This window comes from Vogesella sp. LIG4 (assembly GCF_900090205.1).
In the GTDB taxonomy this organism is placed as follows: domain Bacteria; phylum Pseudomonadota; class Gammaproteobacteria; order Burkholderiales; family Chromobacteriaceae; genus Vogesella.
In genome coordinates, this window is sequence record NZ_LT607802.1 from 1,772,766 (window position 1) to 1,788,578 (window position 15,813).

Genomic DNA, 15,813 nt, shown 5'->3' on the forward strand with positions numbered 1-15,813 from the left:
CCGCCGCAGACAGTACAAGTAGTACGGCAAGGCGGCGCAACAACGCAGAAAGCGTGTTAACTGCGGTTCCGGCTGGCTTCGTACTGAGCTTCGCTGACGATCCTGTTCACCAGCCGGCCCACGCCTTCCACCTCCACCACCACCTCGTCGCCCGGCACCACATCGGCCAGGCCTTCCGGGGTGCCGGTGGCGATCATGTCGCCCGGCGACAGCGTCATGAAGCTGCTCAGGTATTCAATGAGGAAGGGGATGTCGAACACCATGTCGCGGGTGTTGCCCTCTTGCGTGAGCTTGCCGTTCACCCAGGTGCGCAGGGTGAGGTTGGCCGGGTCGGCCACGTCGGCCTTGTCCACCCACCACGGGCCGATCGGGGTCAGCGTGTCGCGGTTCTTCACCCGCAGGTTGGGGCGGTAGTAGTTCTCCAGGAAGTCGCGCACCGCGTAGTCGTTGCACACGCTGTAGCCGGCCACGTAGTCCATGGCCTGTTCGCGGCTGACATTGCGCGCGGTCTTGCCGATGATCACCACCAGCTCGCACTCGTAGTGCATGTAGGCCACGTTGTCCGGGCGCACAGACACCGCGTTGTGGCCGGTGAGGGTGGATGGCGACTTGAGAAAGACCAGCGGCTCGGTGGGGGCCTTGAATGCCAGCTCGGCGGCGTGGTCGGCGTAGTTCAGCCCCAGCGCGAACACGGTGCCCTGTGCCGGCGGCAGCCATTCCACCGTGTCTGCGGCCAACGTCTGGCCGGCCACGCTCACGCTGTGGTCGTCGTTCACCAGTACGTGGTGGATGTTGCCCTGGTAGCGGATGCGGGCGTGTTTCATCGTGCGGCCTCCTCGGCGATGACGGGGTTTTCCAGGCGGCCGATGCCGGCGATGGCGACGGTCACCACATCACCGGGCTGCAGGTCCACGCTGCGCAGCGGGGTGCCGGCGATCAGCAGATCGCCCGGCTCCAGCGTCATGAAGGCGGATACGTCGGCAATCAGCTGCGGCACGCTGCGCAGCAGGTCGGCACAGCGGTTGGTCTCGCGCAGCGCGCCGTTGACATAAGTTTCCACTTCCAGCTCCGCCGGGTTGATGCCGGCGGCCGGCACCAGCCACGGGCCGATCGGGCAGAAGCCGTCGCGGCATTTGGCCCTCACCGCCGGGCGGTAGAAGCTGTCTTCCGGCAGGCTCACCTCGTTCACCACGGTGTAGCCTTCCACGTATTGCAGCGCCTCGGCAGCGGCTACCTTGCGCGCCTGCTTGCCGATCACCACGCCCAGCGCGCCGCCGGCCTGGATGCGCGCCACGCCGGCGGGGAAGGGAATCGCCGCGCCGTGGCCGATCTGGGTATTGCTGGTCTTGATGAACAGCACCGGGGCCCTGGGGGCGGTCTTGTACGGTGCGTCCTCGAAGGCGGCGGCCAGCGACTCGGCAAGCGAGCGGTGGTTGAGCGCCGCGCCGTAAACCGTGCCGGTCACCGGCGCCAGCCATTGCGGCTCATCCAGCAGCGGGTTGCCGTTGTCCAGCAGCAGCGAACCATCCGCCTGCAGCGTCACGCCGCGTGCCTGCCGGTTCAGCAGAATGCGTCCTCGCGCCATGCTTGCTCCTCTACTCAGTGATGCGCAGGCTTGCGGCCAACCCCGGCCGCCTGCTGCTGCAAATTAGTTAACATGTTAAATTTATACGGCGCGGCGGACGGCATTGTCAACACCACCCGCCGCATGACCGGGCACATGGCTGCCACTATGCCGCCAGACGGCGTGTACTTTCACCGGGGAAAACGGTACTTTCCGCAGCAAACCGGGGCGCCATCTGCCATGGTCAAAAAAACCACAACCCAGCATCCAGGAGACAGACATGAACCCGCTAGCCCACAGCTGCCAGTCCATTACCACCCAGGCCGCCATGCGCGCGGCGGAAGCCGCGGTGGCGCACGGCCGCCATCTCGGCGTGACGGTCAATGCCGCGGTGGTGGACCACAGCGGCGTGCTGATGGCCTTCCTGCGCTGCGAAGGCGCGCCGCTGCATTCGGTGGACATCGCCATCGACAAGGCCTACACCGCGGTGAGCTTCGGCCTGCCCACCGCCGCCTGGGACGCACGGCTGGCGGAGCGCAGCGAGGCGGTGCGCGCCGGGCTGTACGGCCGGCCGCGCTTTGCCGGCTTCGGCGGCGGGCTGCCCATCATGCTGCACGGCCAGCGTATCGGGGCGATCGGCATCTCCGGCGCCAGCGAGGCGCAGGACATCGCCTGTGCCGAGGCCGGCCTCGCCGCCATCCTGCCGCAGGGCTAGTGCATGGCCCGCGAGCGCACGCCGATTCCCAATATCGACATCGGCAAGGAGTACGACAGCCGCTACGCCGCGGCCGAGGTGTCCTACGAGCGCTTCGGCAAGCTGGCGGAGTTCTTCGGCCGCAACATGCCGGTGCACCGCCACGACCGCTTTTTCCAGGTGCACTACCTGGACAGCGGCCAGATCCGCCTGTACCTGGAGGAGCAGCAGTACATCGCCGACGCGCCGCTGTTCTTCCTCACCCCGCCCACCGTGCCGCACGCCTTCATCACCGAGGAGGACGCCGACGGCCACGTGCTCACCGTGCGCCAGGAGCTGGTGTGGCAACTGCTGGCCGGCCTGCCGCGCCACGAGACCGAGGCGCGGCTGATGACGCCGTTCTGCGTGGAGCTGGGCAAGGTGCCGCCGCAGCTGCAACGCGAAGCCGAGCGCCTGCCGCAGCTGTTCACCCTGCTGGGCGAGGAATACATGGCGGAAGGCGAGGGCCGCGACGCCGCGCTGCACGGCATCACCCAGCTGCTGCTGGTGAGCCTGCTGCGCTTGTCGAGCGAAGCCGGCAGCAACCAGCACTTCCGCCGCGAAGACCTGCACATCTACCACCGCTTCAACGCGCTGATCGAGCAGCACTACCGCGAGCACTGGGCGCTGTGGCGCTACGCCGAGCAGATCGGCGTTACCGAGGCGCGGCTGAACGACATCTGCCGCCGGCTGGCCGACCTGCCATCCAAACGGCTGGTGCACGACCGCCTGCTGCAGGAGGCGAAGCGGCTGCTGATCTTCTCGGCGTCCTCCATCAACGAGATCGCCTACCACCTGGGCTTCAAGGACCCGGCCTACTTCTCGCGCTTCTTCCTGCGCGACACCCGCCACAGCCCCAGCGATTACCGGGCGGCCAACCGGCAGGGGGAGTAGGGCGTTCCGCTGCGCAGCGCTGCGCTTTGGCGAGGCTGTCGGGTGGGTTGGCCGTAGGCCATACCCGCGAGAGGTGGCTGGTTGTGCGCGGGTATGAACCGCTGGTTCAACCCGCCCTACGTACTGAATGGTTGGCCGCATCAGCCGCGTAGGTTGGGTTGAGCGCAGCGAAGCCCAATGTTTACCGCGTTGCTGTTGTGGCTTGGCTTGGCTTGTTTGGTTGGGTGTGGAATCCGCTGCGCGGATGTTGATTTGAAGTCGCCGGTTCCGCCCGGCGCACGGGGTACTTTCTTTTGCTTCGCCAAAAGAAAGTACCCAAAGAAAAGGCGACCCGGGGCTGCTCGAAACCCCGTGCAAAAAGGCACGCCCCAGGCGCCGCCGAACTCGTCCCTCGCTAACGGCTCGGGACTCAGACAGATCGGCGTCTTAAAACCTGGGGCGCACCATTTTGCCCGGCTCGCGCCAACGGGATTGGGGCAAGTCGGTTCGGTCCTGCTGTTTGTTTTGTGGGCGTGATTGTCGGGTGGGGGGAAGGTCGTAGGGCGGGTTGGCCGCAGGCCATACCCGCGTGAGATGGCTGGATGTACGCGGGTATGAACCGTTGGTTCAACCCGCCCTACCGTTGGCGGCGCCACCCGTAGAGACGGAACAAAAACGTTGGCCGCACAAGCACGCATAAGGTATGCGGCCAACGTTGTGAAGCGCCCGATTGCCCCACGGGGAGCGCCGGCAAAAACGGTATCCGCAAGGTTTTAAGCGGCCGCTTTGTTTGAGCCGCGCGACGTTAGCGCGCGGCGAGTTCGGCCGCGCCTTGCGGGTGCCGTTTTTGGCGGGGTTTCGCGGACCATAAGGGGCGAGCGGGGGTGGAGGGGGGCGGCGGCACGCCCCCCTCCCCGTACGCCGGGCGGAACCGGCGACTTCAAACATCATCCGCGTAGCGGATTCCACACCTACTCGACTCAAGAAAACCAGATCAAGCCACAACAGCAACCCGGTAAACGTCGGGCTTGGCTACGCTCAACCCAACCTGCGACTCGACCCCCGCCCGCGAGGCGGCCAACGTTGGCCGCAAGCAATGCGTGCCAACCCCCACGATTTGCCGAATCCGGATACACCCCCGCCCGCCGCCCGGCCGATACTGCCCGCGCCATGCCACCCCGTGAGGAGAATGCCGTGTTGTCCGTATTCCGCCGCCAGCCCCGTCAGCCCGACCCTGCCAGCCTGCTGCCGCTGGCGCCGCTGCATGCGCCCGCGCATCTCGCCGCCGACACGGCCGAGGCGGGTGACGACACCTTGCTGGCGCGGCTGCTGCATACAGTGGCCTTCATGCAGCACAGCGTGGCGCGCGGGCTGTCCACCCAGGCGCAGGTGGTGGCGGAAATCGAGGAACGCAGCGCGCGCATGCAGCGGGCGCTGGGGCAGTCCGCCGGCCAGGTGCGGCAGAGCGCCGACATTGCCGACACCCTGCGCCAGGCGCTGGCCGCCGAGGTGGAGCGGGTGGCCGGCGACATCCGCCGCGAGCTGGCGTCGGCGGTGGCGCTGATCGATGCCAAGGCCGGGCAGGCGCTGGGGGTGATCGCCGAAACCGGTGACATCGCCAAGATGGTGAACCTGCTGGCGCTGAATGCCGCCATCGAGGCGGCGCGCGCCGGCGAGCAGGGCCGCGGCTTCGCGGTGGTGGCGGACGAAGTGCGCCGGCTGGCGCAGCGCACGCTGGAAAGCTCGGCGCTGGCGATGCAGCACATGGATCTGGGCGAGGTGCAGCAGCAGGTGGCGCACATCGTCAGCGAGAGCGACGCCAAGCTGGCGGCGCTCACCGTGGAACTGGGCACCCAGCTGGGCGAGCTGGGCAGGCTGTTCGACGCGCTGGGCGGCAACATCCTCAGCCTGGACGACACCAACAAGCTGATTGCCGAGGCGGCGCCGCAGGTGGCCAGCCGCGCCGAACTGCTGCGCGGCCAGGCCGAGCGTGCGGCCAACATTGCCGAGGCACTGGGCACGGCGCTGCCGCAGCCCGCGCAGCAGCGCGGTGATGCTGCCCGCAGCCTGCTGCGCGCCAACCAGCTGCCACTGGAGGCCGGCTTTGAAAGGCTGACGGCGATACGCCAGCGCGGCAGCTTGCGTATCGCGGTGGAGCCGGCCTTTGTCGGCCTGTCGTTCCGCCCGCGCGGCGGGCTGGGCCTGCAGGGGCTGGACATCGATTACGCCACGGCCTTTGCCGGCTGGCTGGGGGTAAAGCCGCAGTTCGTGGAGCACAGCTGGGACCAGTGCCCGGACTTGCTGTACTTCGGCCGCCAGCCGGGCGAGGCGCCGGCCGACCTGATGTGGAGCGCGCTGCCGGCCGGCATCGGCCTGCCGGGCTTGTGGCTGTCGCAGCCCTACTGCAGCACGCCCTTCGTGCTGGTGCGCCGTGCCGGTGATACGCGCATCCGCGGCCTGGACGATCTGGCCGGCAAGGTGCTGGGCGTGGGCAACGACCCCAGCGCGCTGGCGGCGCTGCAGGCCGCCGGTGTGCGCTGGCAGGCCAATCGCGAGCTGCCGGGCGGGCGGGTGCAGCTGGGCAATCTGCTGCTGTTCTCCGACCAGGGCCGCATCCACGCCGCGGTGGCGGAGGGCACAGTGGATGCCTTCGCGGTGGAGCGCACCATCTTTCACTGGGCAGCCAGCGATGCCGCCAGCCCGTGGCGCGGCCGGCTGGACATCCTGCCCGCCAGCCTGGATACCGCGCCGTGGCAGTACTGCGCGGCGGTGGCGGCACAGCCGGAAAACGCCAGCCTGCTGGCCGCCATCAACCAGTTCCTGGCCGAGTTCCTGCCCACCCCTCCGCGCGCCGCCATCGAACGGCGCTGGCAGGGGGTGGCCGGCGACTGAACAGATTTCTCCATGCCGCCACGGGGGGACTGTGGCGGCTATCTCTCCTCGGGTGCCTGCGGGCACCCGCTTTTTTTGCCAGCGGTTGGCCGCAACAAAAAACCGGGCGGGTGCCCGGTAGGTGGGTGCTAGGCCAGCGCGCGGCTGCGGGTTTCCGACGGTAACTCGTCGAACAGCCGGCGGTAGTCGCGCGAGAAGTGGCCCAGGTGGTAGAAGCCCCATTGCCCGGCGGCTTCGCGCACGCTGTTGCGCTGCGGTGCGGCCTGCAGCATGCGGCGAACGCTGTTGAGGCGGATGGAGCGCAGGTAGTCCACCGGCGTGGTGCCGGTGATCAGCTGGAAGCTGTTCTGCAGTGTGCGGCGGCTCACGCGCAGCTGCTGGCACAGGTCCAGCACGGTTACCGGCTCGTCCGGGCTGTGCTGCACGATGGCCTGGCTGCGGCGCACGATGTCGCTGTGGGTGGCGTGGGTGAGGCTGGGGCGCTCGTCCGGCGCCACGTCGTTCAGCAGGTCCAGCAGCAGGCTGATGAACTGGTGCTGGATCAGCTTCTGGCTGCCGGCGTAGTTCAGCAGGTCGGCGTTCAGCAGCGCCTGTTCGAAGGCGGTGAGCAGCAGCTCGCGCGTGGCCTGCAATTGCTGCGGGCTTACCTGCAGCACCGGCATGCGCTGCCGGCTCTGGCTCAGGCGCTGCCACAGCTGCGGCGCCAGTGCCTCCAGGTCGCTGTTGCGGATGGAGATCTGCAGCGAATCCACCTGCGGCGGCACGTGGAATACGAATTCCTCGTTGCTGCGCAGCGCCATCACCGCGTTGTCGCCCACCTGGCAGCCCTGCAGCGACAGCGGCACCGACAGGTGCAGCGGCACGGCGAAGTGCACCATGTCGGCCGGCGCCTGGCCGTGCTGCACCACGCGCTGGTTGATGGTTTCGCGAAAGATGTCCAGCTGGTCGGTGTTCAGCCGCTGCAGCGAGCTGTGAAAGCGGCCGGCGGTGATCTGGTCGTAGACCTGGTTCCAGTGCGCCAGCGACGAGGCGTGCTGCTGGGCATCGGTGAATTGCTGCTGCTGGGCCTGCATGGGGGGCTCCGTAATGCGTGTGTCTCTTCCGGCGGCCAGGGTTGGCCGCATCCTCTTGTCGCCGTGGCTATTACCGCTGGCGGGAGTCTGTCGTTGTTACGGGCACCCCGAAAAACGTCCGCTTTCGTCGCGATACTGCGTTGTTCATGAAAATTCCTCCTTACATATCAACTATATGCGGCGTCGGAATTTGTCATTCTCGCCTTGTCTCGCTTAGAAACCGGAGTTTTCAGGGCACCCTTATGTGCGGTGCTGAGCGCAGTATCCCGTAGCTGCCAGGCGCCGTCACCGCTGCGGGGCTGGCATATCGAAAAAAATAGTTAACATATTATCTATCTGCTTGTCGGACAGTGTGCAAGCCAGTTGCAGCAAGGCTTCATGCCGATGTCAGCAGTGTTACCGCCGCGCTACAGATTGCCGGCCACAAGCGGCTGCCAGCCTTGCCGGCCGTGGCTTTGGCGGTGGCAGACAGGGTTTGCCGATTTGGGATAAGGCTGTCCTGAGGCTCCGAGTACATTGATATGCATCAAGGCCGTTTTCAGAGTCGGCTGCCGGCGCCAGCGGCGCATGGCAGCGCTTGCGGCCAACCCCGCAACGCGGGATCGCGTCAATACAGATGAGGAGAATGAGGATGGATCAGAACCTGGTGCCGGTGCTGGACGAGGTGAATGCCTTCCTGCACAAGGAACATGGCCTGTTGATCGATGGCGCGGCGGTGGCAGCGCGCGCCGGTGGCCGTATCGAGGTGCGCAACCCGGCCACCGGCCAGGTGATTGCCAGCGTGGCCGATGCCGACGAGGCCGACGTGAACGCGGTGGTGGAGAGCGCGCACCGCGCCTTCACTTCCGGCGCCTGGTCCGGCCTGCGCCCGGCGGAGCGCGAACGCATCCTGCTGAAGCTGGCCGACGTGCTGGAAGCGCATGCCGAGGAGCTGGCGCAGCTGGAAACCCTGAACCAGGGCAAGTCCATCCATATTTCGCGCGCCATCGAAGTGGGCGCCGCCATCGAGTACGTGCGCTACATGGCCGGCTGGGCCACCAAGATCACCGGCGAGACCATGGACGTGTCGATTCCGGTGCCGCCGGGCACCCGCTACACCGCCTACACCCGCCGCGAGCCGGTGGGGGTGGTGGCCGGCATCGTGCCGTGGAATTTCCCGCTGATGATTGCCATCTGGAAGCTGGTGCCGGCCCTGGCCGCCGGCTGCACCATCGTGCTCAAGCCGTCCACCGAAACGCCGCTCACCGCGCTGCGCCTGGGCGAGCTGGCGCTGGAAGCCGGCATCCCGCCGGGGGTGGTGAACGTGCTCACCGGCCGCGGCAGCCGCGCCGGCCAGGCGCTGGCCAGCCACCCGCTGGTGAGCAAGGTCACCTTCACCGGCTCCACTGAAGTGGGCAAGACCGTGGGCCACGCCGCGCTGGACAACATGACCCGCTTCTCGCTGGAGCTGGGCGGCAAGAACCCGATGCTGGTGTTCGGCGATGTGGACGTGGACAAGGCGGTGCAGGGCGCCATGCTGGGCGGCTTCTTCAACCAGGGCCAGGTCTGCGCCGCCGCTTCGCGCATCTACATCCATCGCAGCAAGTTCGACCAGGTGGTGGAAGGCCTGGCGGCGGCGGCGAGCAGCATGAGCATCGGCGCCGGCATGGACATGAACGCGCAGGTCAACCCGCTGGTGTCGGCACGGCAGCAGCAGTCGGTATGCCGCTACCTCGACATCGCCCGTGCCGAAGGCGCCCGCGTGCTGGCCGGCGGCGCCGCCGCCGACCTGCCGGGCTACTTCGTGCAGCCCACCGTGCTGGCCAATGTCGATCACAGCCATACCGTGGTGCGCGAGGAAATCTTCGGCCCGGTGCTGGTGGCCATGCCGTTCGACACGGTGGAAGAGGCGGTGCGCCTGGCCAATGACACGCCGTACGGCCTGGCGGCCAGCGTGTGGAGCAATGACCTGTCGCTGGTGATGAACGTGGTGCCGCAGGTGCAGGCCGGCACCGTGTGGGTGAACAGCCATATTCCGCTGGACCCGAACATGCCGTTCGGCGGCCACAAGCAATCCGGGGTTGGCCGCGAGTTCGGCCGCGCCGCGGTGGAGAACTTTACCGAACTCAAATCGGTGTGCATCGCGCATTAAGCCGGCAATACCGCGCTTTCTTGCCGGCTTGTCCGGCCCAGTCTTCTGAAGGAGTTTTGCCATGTCTTACGATAACGCCCGTTTCTGGCACCCCATGCTGCACCCGAACGAGATGCAGCGCCGCGAACCTATCCGCATCGTGCGCGGCGACGGCTGCCATGTGTATGACGACAAGGGCCGCCAGCTGGTGGATGGCGTGGCCGGGCTGTGGAACGTCAACGTCGGCCACAACCGCAGCGAGATCAAGCAGGCCATCATGAACCAGCTGGACGAGCTGGAGTACTTCCAGCTGTTCGACGGCATCAGCCACCCGCGCGCCGAGGAGCTGTCCGCCACCATCATCGACATGCTGAAGCCGGAAGGCATGGCCCGCGTGGCGTTCAGCAGCGGCGGCTCCGACGCGGTGGAAACCGCGCTGAAGCTGGCGCGCCAGTACTGGCGCGTGAAGGGCCAGCCGGATCGCACCAAGTTCATCTCGCTGAAGCAGGGCTACCACGGCACCCACTTCGGTGGCGCCTCGGTCAACGGCAACACCGTGTTCCGTCGCAACTACGAGCCGATGCTGCCGGGCTGCTTCCACGTGGAAACACCGTGGACCTACCGCAACCCGTTCACCGAAGACCCGGAAGAGCTGGCCAAAATCTGCGCGCAGATGCTGGAGCGCGAGATCCAGTTCCAGAGCCCGGACACCGTGGCCGCCTTCATCGCCGAGCCTATCCAGGGCGCTGGCGGGGTGATCGTGCCGCCGGCCAGCTACTGGCCGCTGATCCGCGAGGTGTGCGACAAGTACGGCGTGCTGCTGATCGCCGACGAGATCGTTACCGGCTTCGGCCGCTCCGGCTCCATGTTCGGCAGCCGGCTGTGGGGCGTGGCACCGGACATCATGTGCCTGGCCAAGGGTATTTCCTCCGGCTACGTGCCGCTGGGCGCCACGGTGGTGAACCAGCGCGTGGCGGACGCCTTTGCGGCCAACGCCGACTTCGGCGGCGCCATCATGCACGGCTACACCTACTCCGGGCACCCGGTGGCCTGCGCCGCCGCCATCGCCAACCTCAAGATCGTGCGCGAGGAAAACCTGCCGGCCAATGCCGCCGCACAGGGCGAGTACCTGCTGGCCAAGCTCAAACCGTTCGCCGACAAGTACGCGGCGGTGGGCGAGGTGCGCGGCAAGGGCCTGATGGTGGCGCTGGACCTGGTGGTGGACAAGACCACCCGCGAGCCGGTGGACCCGATGGGCGGCTACGCCAACCGCGTGGCGGAGATCGCGCGCGAAAACGGCGTGCTGGTGCGCCCGGTGGGCACCAAGATCATCCTGTCGCCGCCGCTGGTGATCCAGCAGCCGCAGCTGGACACCATCGTCGCCGCGCTGGATGCCGGCTTCGCCGGCGCCTGATCGCGCCAACCGCAACGCTGCCGGGAGTGCCGCCATGACGACATCCGCCTCCGCCGCCGTGGCGCACTACGCGCAGCGCTGCATCGCCAGTGTCACCGGCCTGGTGCCGGTGACTTCCTGCGCCTTCTACCAGGTGGACGCCCAGCTGCGGCCGCGCCACTACCTGCTGCACCGCATGCCGGGGCAGGTGCATCAGCACTATCTGTCCCACTACCAGCAGTGCGACCCGCTGCACCCGGCGCGCTTCGGCCATGGCACCAGCGTGATGCCGATGGGCGAGGCAGTGGCGCAGGGCGCGCTGCGGCAATCGCGCTATGGCCGCTTCATGGCGCGCCACGGCATGGCCGACGTGGTGGAGCTGTTCGTGCGCCGCGGCGGCCGCGTGGTGGCCGGCTTCTCGCTGATTCGCGGCGAGGAGCTGGGTGCCTTCGGCAGTGCCGAGCTGGCCACGCTGCAGCAGCTGCACGGCCTGCTGGAGCTGGCGGCCAGCGGTAACCTGCCGCTGCAGTTGGCCGCAGAGGCGCAGGCCGAGGGCGTGCTGCTTACCCCGCGCGAACGCGAAGTGGCGCTGCTGCTGCGCGACGGCGCCTGCAACAAGACCATTGCCCGCTTGCTGGCGCTGGGGCTGCCGACGGTGAAAACCCATCTGCAGCACCTGTACCGCAAGTTCGGCGTGAATAACCGTACCGAGCTTGCCAGCCGGCTGTTTCTGGACCTGGCACACGGTACGGACATGGCCGGCTAAACTAGGCCAAACAGCACCGGCGCCATCATAAAAAGCCAGTACAGGCGCCGGCTACAAAGCGAGAAACAGATTAGGAGTCACCAGCAATGACTATTCAACAGAAACTTGCCCGCTACCTCGACCAGGGGGTGGTGGGCTTTCCGGTGGCACTGGCCAGCTCGGTAGGCGTCGTGATGGCCAGCCCGGTAATCCTCACCGTCACCAGCGGCTTCGGCATGGCCGGCAGCACCTTCGCGCTGGCGATGGTGATCGCCTGGATCATGATGCAGGCGCAGGCCACCACCTTCTCCGAGGCGGCATCGATGCTGCCTACCTCCGGCGCGGTGTACGACTACATCTCCTGTGGCATGGGGCGCTTCTTCGCCATTACCGGCACCATCTCCGCCTATCTGCTGGTGCATGTGTTTGCCGGCACCGCCGAGACCATCCTCTCCGGCATCATGGCGCTGGTGAACTTCGAGCACCTCAACACCATGATGGAGAGCAGCGGCAGCTCCTGGCTGGTGGGCGTGGGGCTGGTGGTGCTGTTCGGCGTGCTCAACGCGCTGGGCATCACCATCTTCGGCAAGGCCGAGATCATCCTCACCTTCGTGATGTGGGCGACGCTGACCATCTTCGGCGTGATCGGCCTAATCAAGGCGCCGGCGGTGAAGCTGGACGGCTGGTTCGGCAGCCCGCTGGATCTGTCCGACCCCAGCGGCGTGCTGAGCCTGATCGGCATGGCGATGTTCATGTTCGTCGGCTTCGAGCTGGTGACGCCGCTGGCGCCTGAGCTGAAGAAGGCCGGTCGCAACATTCCGTTGGCCGCCAAGCTGGGCCTCACCGGCGTGGCCACCACCATGTTCATCTACGGCGCCGCCATGGTGCACCAGGTGGCCAACGTGCCGATGGACCCGAAAAACCTCGCCGGCCCGCACCTGCTGGATACCCCGATGGCGATTCCGGCCTTCGCCGGCCAGGTAATGGGCCCGTTCGGCAAGATCTGGCTGGGCATCGGCCTGCTGTTCGCCGGCGCCGCCACCATCAACACCCTGATCGCCGCGCTGCCGCGCATCCTGTACGGCATGGCGCTGGATGGCGCGCTGCCCAAGGTGTTCGCCTACCTGCATCCGCGCTTCAAGACGCCGCTGTTCGGCATCCTGGTGGCGGTGGTGGTGCCCTGTGCCCACGCCTGGTACATCCACGGCGACCTCGACCGCATCATGCCGCTGGTACTGGCTGCGGTGTGTGCCTGGGGCGTGGCCTACCTGCTGGTGAACATCTCGGTGGCGCTGCTGCGCATCCGCCGCCCGGAATTCCCGCGTGCCTACCGCTCGCCGTGGTTCCCGCTGCCGCAGATCATCTCCAGCGTCGGCATCCTCATCGCCATCTGGTTCATCACCCCGCCGGGCATGAACAGCCGCGACATCTACGTGCCGTTCGGCGTGATGCTGGGCCTCACCGCGGTGTATGCGCTGGTGTGGACGGTGTTCGTGCAGAAGGTGCACCCGTTCCGCCCGGTGGCGATCGAGGCGATCCTGGAAGAAGAGTTCGGCAAGGCCGCCGGCCATGAGTCGCTGATCGACGAGGAACTGAAGCGTGCTGCATCGCTTGGTTGACTGGCTGCGCCGCGAGCGCCCGCCGCGTGGCTACCGCCCGGGCGCCACGCTGGCGCGGCTGCGGCTGGAGCTGGGGGCCGAGTGCGAGCCGGCCGGCAGCACCGCGCTGACCTGCCGCAGCGCCGACGGGCTGGCGTTCTCGGTGTGCGAGCGCACCGATGCGGTATTCCTGGCGCACACCGTCAGCTGCGAGTTCCGCCTGCCGCTGGCGCTGGCTGTGGATACGCTGGCGCCTGAGGTTGGCCGCATCGTGATCCGCCACACCGGTGCGCTGCGCCGCCAGGGCATTGCCTGCCAGGTAACCGGGGCGGACGACGGCAGCCTGGCCGCCATCGCCCACCGGCTGCAGGACGATGCCGCGCTGCAGGCGGCGCTGCTGCCGCTGGATTTCCGCCGCTGCGAGCTGCGGCTGGAGGATGGCCGCTGGCAGCTGTGCATCGAGCATTTCGGCGCCAGCGAGGTGGTAAGCAACTTCCCGCCGATGCGGCGCTACATCCGGCTGATCGCGCCGCAGCGCCAGGCGCTGTTGCAGAGCCTGCGGGCCTGTCAGCAGCTGCTGGCGGCTTGAGTTCCGTTTTCACTTTGCAAACAACAAGGGCGCCTGCGGCGCCCTTGTTGTTTTAGCGTGCAGCTTGTCCGGGCTATTTGCTGCCGTAGGGCGGGTTGGCCGCAGGCCATACCCGCGCAGAGTTGGCGGCTTGCGCGGGTATGAACCGCTGGTTCAACCCGCCCTACGTGGTGCCCGGTTCAACGCGTAGCTTGCGTGCGGTGCGTAGGTTGGGTTGAGCGTAGCGAGGCCCAACGTTTACCGGGTTGGTTTGGTGGTGCTGTCTTGGGTGTGGAATCCGCTGCGCGGATGTTGATTTTGATGTCGGTTCCGCCCGGCGGACAGGTTAAGGGGGCCACCGCGGCCCCCTTAACAATCCCCGGCTCCCCGGCGGCTGCTCGAAACCCCGTGCAAAAAGGCACGCCCCAGGCGCCGCCGAACTCGCCCCTCGCTAACGGCTCGGGACTCAAACAGATCGGCGTCTTAAAACCTGGGGCGCACCATTTTGCCCGGCTCGCGCCAACGGGATTGGGGCACGCCGGTTCGGTCCTGCTGTTTGTTTTGTGGGTCTAATCGTCTGGTGGGGGTCTGTCGTAGGGCGGGGCTGCTGTAGGGCGGGGCTGTTGTAGGGCGGGGCTGTTGTAGGGCGGGTTGGCCGCAGGCCATACCCGTGAGGGGTGGCTGGCTGTGCGCGGGTATGAACCGCTGGTTCAACCCGCCCTACGTATTGCTGCTTGTGAAGCTGGGGGATTGTCGGGTGTAGCTGCCGTAGGGCGGGTTGGCCGCAGGCCATACCCGCGCGACGTTGGCGGCTTGCGCGGGTATGAACCGTTGGTTCAACCCGCCCTACGTGCTGTCCGGTTCAGTCGACGGCGGTTTCTTCTTCCGGCGTGGCCGGCTGGGCGGCGGGTGCCGGCAGCTGTTCCAGCTCGGTAAGCAGGGTCAGCAGCTGCTCCAGCTTGTCCTCGCCGAAGTGCTGTTCGATCTGCTCGTAGCAGGCGGCGGACAGTGGCGAGATCTGCTGCGTCAGCGCGCGGCCTTCTTCCGATAGCGACACGATCAGCCGGCGGCTGTCGTTCTTGTCCTTGCGGCGGTGGATCAGGCCGGCCTTTTCCATGCGCACCAGGATGCCGGTGAGGCTGGGCGGCAGGATGCAGGCGAGGTCGGCCACCATGCCGGCCTCCATTTCGCCGCGGTCGTCCAGGAGGCGCATGATGCGCCACTGCTGTTCGGTAAGGCCGAAGCCGTTGAGCAGCGGGCGGAAATAGGCCATCACGGCCTCTCGGGCGCGCAGCAGGTGCTGCGGCAGACGGTGTTGATGCGGGCGCTGGGTGTCCATGAAGTCGTGCCGGATTGCAAATGTTGAATATCTTAACAGTTGTGCCGCGCGCTGGCATGCCTCTCATCCCTCCGGTTGATGCCGCTGTCGCGGCGGCGGCGGCAGACTGGGGCTCTGTCTACAAGGAGAGCCACATGTCGCTACACAACAAGGTCATCGTGATTACCGGCGCCGGTACCGGCATCGGCGAAGCCTGCGCCCGGCGCTTTGCCGCCGAGGGCGCGCAGCTGGTGCTGATCGGCCGCCGCGAGGGGCCGCTGCAGCGCGTGGCGCAGGCCAGCGGTGGCCTGGTGCTGGTGGGCGATGCCGCCAGCGGCGCCGACTGGCAGCAGTTCCTGCCGCGCATCCTGCAGCAGTACGGCGCCATCGACGCGTTGGTGGCCTGCGCCGGCGGCATGGGGCTGGGCAGTGCGACCGACACCGACGATGCGGCCTGGCAGCAGGCACTTGCGGCCAACCTTGGCACCGCCTTCGCCAGCGCCCGTGCCTGCCTGCCGGCGCTGCAGCAAAGCCGTGGCAGCATCGTGCTGCTGGCGTCCATTGCCTCGCTGGCGGCCGGGCCGGCGGTGTGCGGCTACACCACCGCCAAGCATGCGCTGCTGGGGCTTACCCGCTCGCTGGCGCGCGATTACGGCCCGCACGGCGTGCGGGTGAACGCGGTGTGCCCTGGTTGGGTGCGCACGCCGATGGCGGACGAGGAGATGCAGCCGCTGATGGCGCACTACGACGAAAGCCTGGACGCCGCCTATAACCGCGTTAGCGCCGAGGTGCCGCTGCGGCGCGCGGCCGAGGCGCACGAGATTGCCGCCGTGTGCCGCTTCCTGGTGTCGGACGAGGCCAGCATCATTACCGGCGCCAGCATCGTGGCCGACGGTGGCTCCAGCATCGTGGATGTGCCGACGCTGGCGTTCGAGCGCTTGTAGGC

At 67.4% G+C, this 15,813-nt stretch carries 13 protein-coding genes; 9 read left to right on the forward strand and 4 right to left on the reverse strand.

Annotated elements, in window-relative coordinates; all coding sequences use genetic code 11:
* Positions 1-56: 56 nt before the first annotated feature.
* Together PSELUDRAFT_RS08280 and PSELUDRAFT_RS08285 are read right to left on the reverse strand one after the other, a co-directional pair.
* Complete coding sequence (locus tag PSELUDRAFT_RS08280; RefSeq protein WP_088966395.1) at positions 57-824, reverse strand: fumarylacetoacetate hydrolase family protein; 768 nt, start codon at positions 822-824, stop codon at positions 57-59.
* Positions 821-1,585 carry a fumarylacetoacetate hydrolase family protein gene (locus PSELUDRAFT_RS08285; protein WP_088966396.1) on the reverse strand — a complete coding sequence of 255 codons (765 nt, stop codon included), beginning with the start codon at positions 1,583-1,585 and terminating at the stop codon, positions 821-823. The genes PSELUDRAFT_RS08280 and PSELUDRAFT_RS08285 overlap by 4 nt, the downstream gene beginning before the upstream one ends.
* Before the next feature lie 259 nt (positions 1,586-1,844).
* Between PSELUDRAFT_RS08285 and PSELUDRAFT_RS08290 the strand changes: the two genes are divergently transcribed.
* The 3 genes from PSELUDRAFT_RS08290 to PSELUDRAFT_RS20000 all read left to right on the forward strand — a co-directional run bounded on the left by PSELUDRAFT_RS08290 (position 1,845) and on the right by PSELUDRAFT_RS20000 (position 6,062).
* Positions 1,845-2,279, forward strand: a complete 435-nt coding sequence (locus PSELUDRAFT_RS08290) for a heme-binding protein (protein ID WP_088966397.1) — start codon at positions 1,845-1,847, stop codon at positions 2,277-2,279.
* Between the two features lie 3 nt (positions 2,280-2,282).
* Positions 2,283-3,191, forward strand: coding sequence for a 4-hydroxyphenylacetate catabolism regulatory protein HpaA (gene hpaA / locus PSELUDRAFT_RS08295; RefSeq protein WP_088966398.1), 909 nt, complete (start codon positions 2,283-2,285; stop codon positions 3,189-3,191).
* A 1,173-nt stretch (positions 3,192-4,364) separates the two neighbouring features.
* Complete coding sequence (locus tag PSELUDRAFT_RS20000) at positions 4,365-6,062, forward strand: methyl-accepting chemotaxis protein (RefSeq protein WP_157725066.1); 1,698 nt, start codon at positions 4,365-4,367, stop codon at positions 6,060-6,062.
* A 128-nt stretch (positions 6,063-6,190) separates the two neighbouring features.
* On the opposite strand, the gene PSELUDRAFT_RS08305 is transcribed toward PSELUDRAFT_RS20000, so the two are convergent.
* Entirely contained in the window at positions 6,191-7,135 is a 945-nt protein-coding gene (locus PSELUDRAFT_RS08305; RefSeq protein ID WP_088966400.1) for a helix-turn-helix domain-containing protein, read from the reverse strand.
* Positions 7,136-7,766: 631 nt separating this feature from the next.
* On the opposite strand from PSELUDRAFT_RS08305, the gene PSELUDRAFT_RS08310 reads away from it, so the two are divergent.
* From PSELUDRAFT_RS08310 to PSELUDRAFT_RS08330, 5 genes are all read left to right on the forward strand, one after another.
* Complete coding sequence (locus tag PSELUDRAFT_RS08310; protein WP_088966401.1) at positions 7,767-9,266, forward strand: aldehyde dehydrogenase family protein; 1,500 nt, start codon at positions 7,767-7,769, stop codon at positions 9,264-9,266.
* A 61-nt stretch (positions 9,267-9,327) separates the two neighbouring features.
* A complete protein-coding gene (locus PSELUDRAFT_RS08315) occupies positions 9,328-10,659 on the forward strand; it encodes an aspartate aminotransferase family protein (RefSeq protein WP_088966402.1) in 1,332 nt (443 codons plus the stop codon).
* A gap of 34 nt (positions 10,660-10,693) precedes the next feature.
* Positions 10,694-11,404 (forward strand): LuxR C-terminal-related transcriptional regulator, encoded by a 711-nt coding sequence (locus tag PSELUDRAFT_RS08320; protein ID WP_088968436.1) that lies wholly within the window; start codon positions 10,694-10,696, stop codon positions 11,402-11,404.
* An 86-nt stretch (positions 11,405-11,490) separates the two neighbouring features.
* The gene (locus PSELUDRAFT_RS08325; protein ID WP_088966403.1) at positions 11,491-13,002 is read left to right on the forward strand and encodes an APC family permease; all 1,512 of its coding nucleotides are present in this window, start codon (positions 11,491-11,493) and stop codon (positions 13,000-13,002) included.
* Positions 12,983-13,570 (forward strand): DUF3156 family protein, encoded by a 588-nt coding sequence (locus tag PSELUDRAFT_RS08330; RefSeq protein WP_088966404.1) that lies wholly within the window; start codon positions 12,983-12,985, stop codon positions 13,568-13,570. Before PSELUDRAFT_RS08325 ends, PSELUDRAFT_RS08330 begins: the two co-directional genes overlap by 20 nt.
* Before the next feature lie 841 nt (positions 13,571-14,411).
* Here the strand turns inward: PSELUDRAFT_RS08330 and hpaR are convergent.
* Positions 14,412-14,888, reverse strand: a complete 477-nt coding sequence (hpaR, locus tag PSELUDRAFT_RS08335) for a homoprotocatechuate degradation operon regulator HpaR (protein WP_088966405.1) — start codon at positions 14,886-14,888, stop codon at positions 14,412-14,414.
* Between the two features lie 134 nt (positions 14,889-15,022).
* On the opposite strand from hpaR, the gene PSELUDRAFT_RS08340 reads away from it, so the two are divergent.
* Positions 15,023-15,811: an SDR family NAD(P)-dependent oxidoreductase gene (locus PSELUDRAFT_RS08340; RefSeq protein WP_088966406.1), complete on the forward strand. Its 789-nt coding sequence runs from the start codon at positions 15,023-15,025 to the stop codon at positions 15,809-15,811.
* The last annotated feature ends 2 nt before the right edge of the window (positions 15,812-15,813 follow it).

Excerpts from the sequence above, each read along its gene's own strand:
- PSELUDRAFT_RS08340 (WP_088966406.1), top strand. The coding sequence starts at position 15,023 with ATGTCGCTACACAACAAGGTCATCGTGATTACCGGCGCCGGTACCGGC.
- PSELUDRAFT_RS08305 (WP_088966400.1), bottom strand. The coding sequence starts at position 7,135 with ATGCAGGCCCAGCAGCAGCAATTCACCGATGCCCAGCAGCACGCCTCG.
- hpaA (WP_088966398.1), top strand. The coding sequence starts at position 2,283 with ATGGCCCGCGAGCGCACGCCGATTCCCAATATCGACATCGGCAAGGAG.
- PSELUDRAFT_RS08290 (WP_088966397.1), top strand. The coding sequence starts at position 1,845 with ATGAACCCGCTAGCCCACAGCTGCCAGTCCATTACCACCCAGGCCGCC.
- PSELUDRAFT_RS08310 (WP_088966401.1), top strand. The coding sequence starts at position 7,767 with ATGGATCAGAACCTGGTGCCGGTGCTGGACGAGGTGAATGCCTTCCTG.
- PSELUDRAFT_RS08320 (WP_088968436.1), top strand. The coding sequence starts at position 10,694 with ATGACGACATCCGCCTCCGCCGCCGTGGCGCACTACGCGCAGCGCTGC.
- PSELUDRAFT_RS08325 (WP_088966403.1), top strand. The coding sequence starts at position 11,491 with ATGACTATTCAACAGAAACTTGCCCGCTACCTCGACCAGGGGGTGGTG.
- PSELUDRAFT_RS08285 (WP_088966396.1), bottom strand. The coding sequence starts at position 1,585 with ATGGCGCGAGGACGCATTCTGCTGAACCGGCAGGCACGCGGCGTGACG.
- PSELUDRAFT_RS08280 (WP_088966395.1), bottom strand. The coding sequence starts at position 824 with ATGAAACACGCCCGCATCCGCTACCAGGGCAACATCCACCACGTACTG.
- PSELUDRAFT_RS08315 (WP_088966402.1), top strand. The coding sequence starts at position 9,328 with ATGTCTTACGATAACGCCCGTTTCTGGCACCCCATGCTGCACCCGAAC.
- hpaR (WP_088966405.1), bottom strand. The coding sequence starts at position 14,888 with ATGGACACCCAGCGCCCGCATCAACACCGTCTGCCGCAGCACCTGCTG.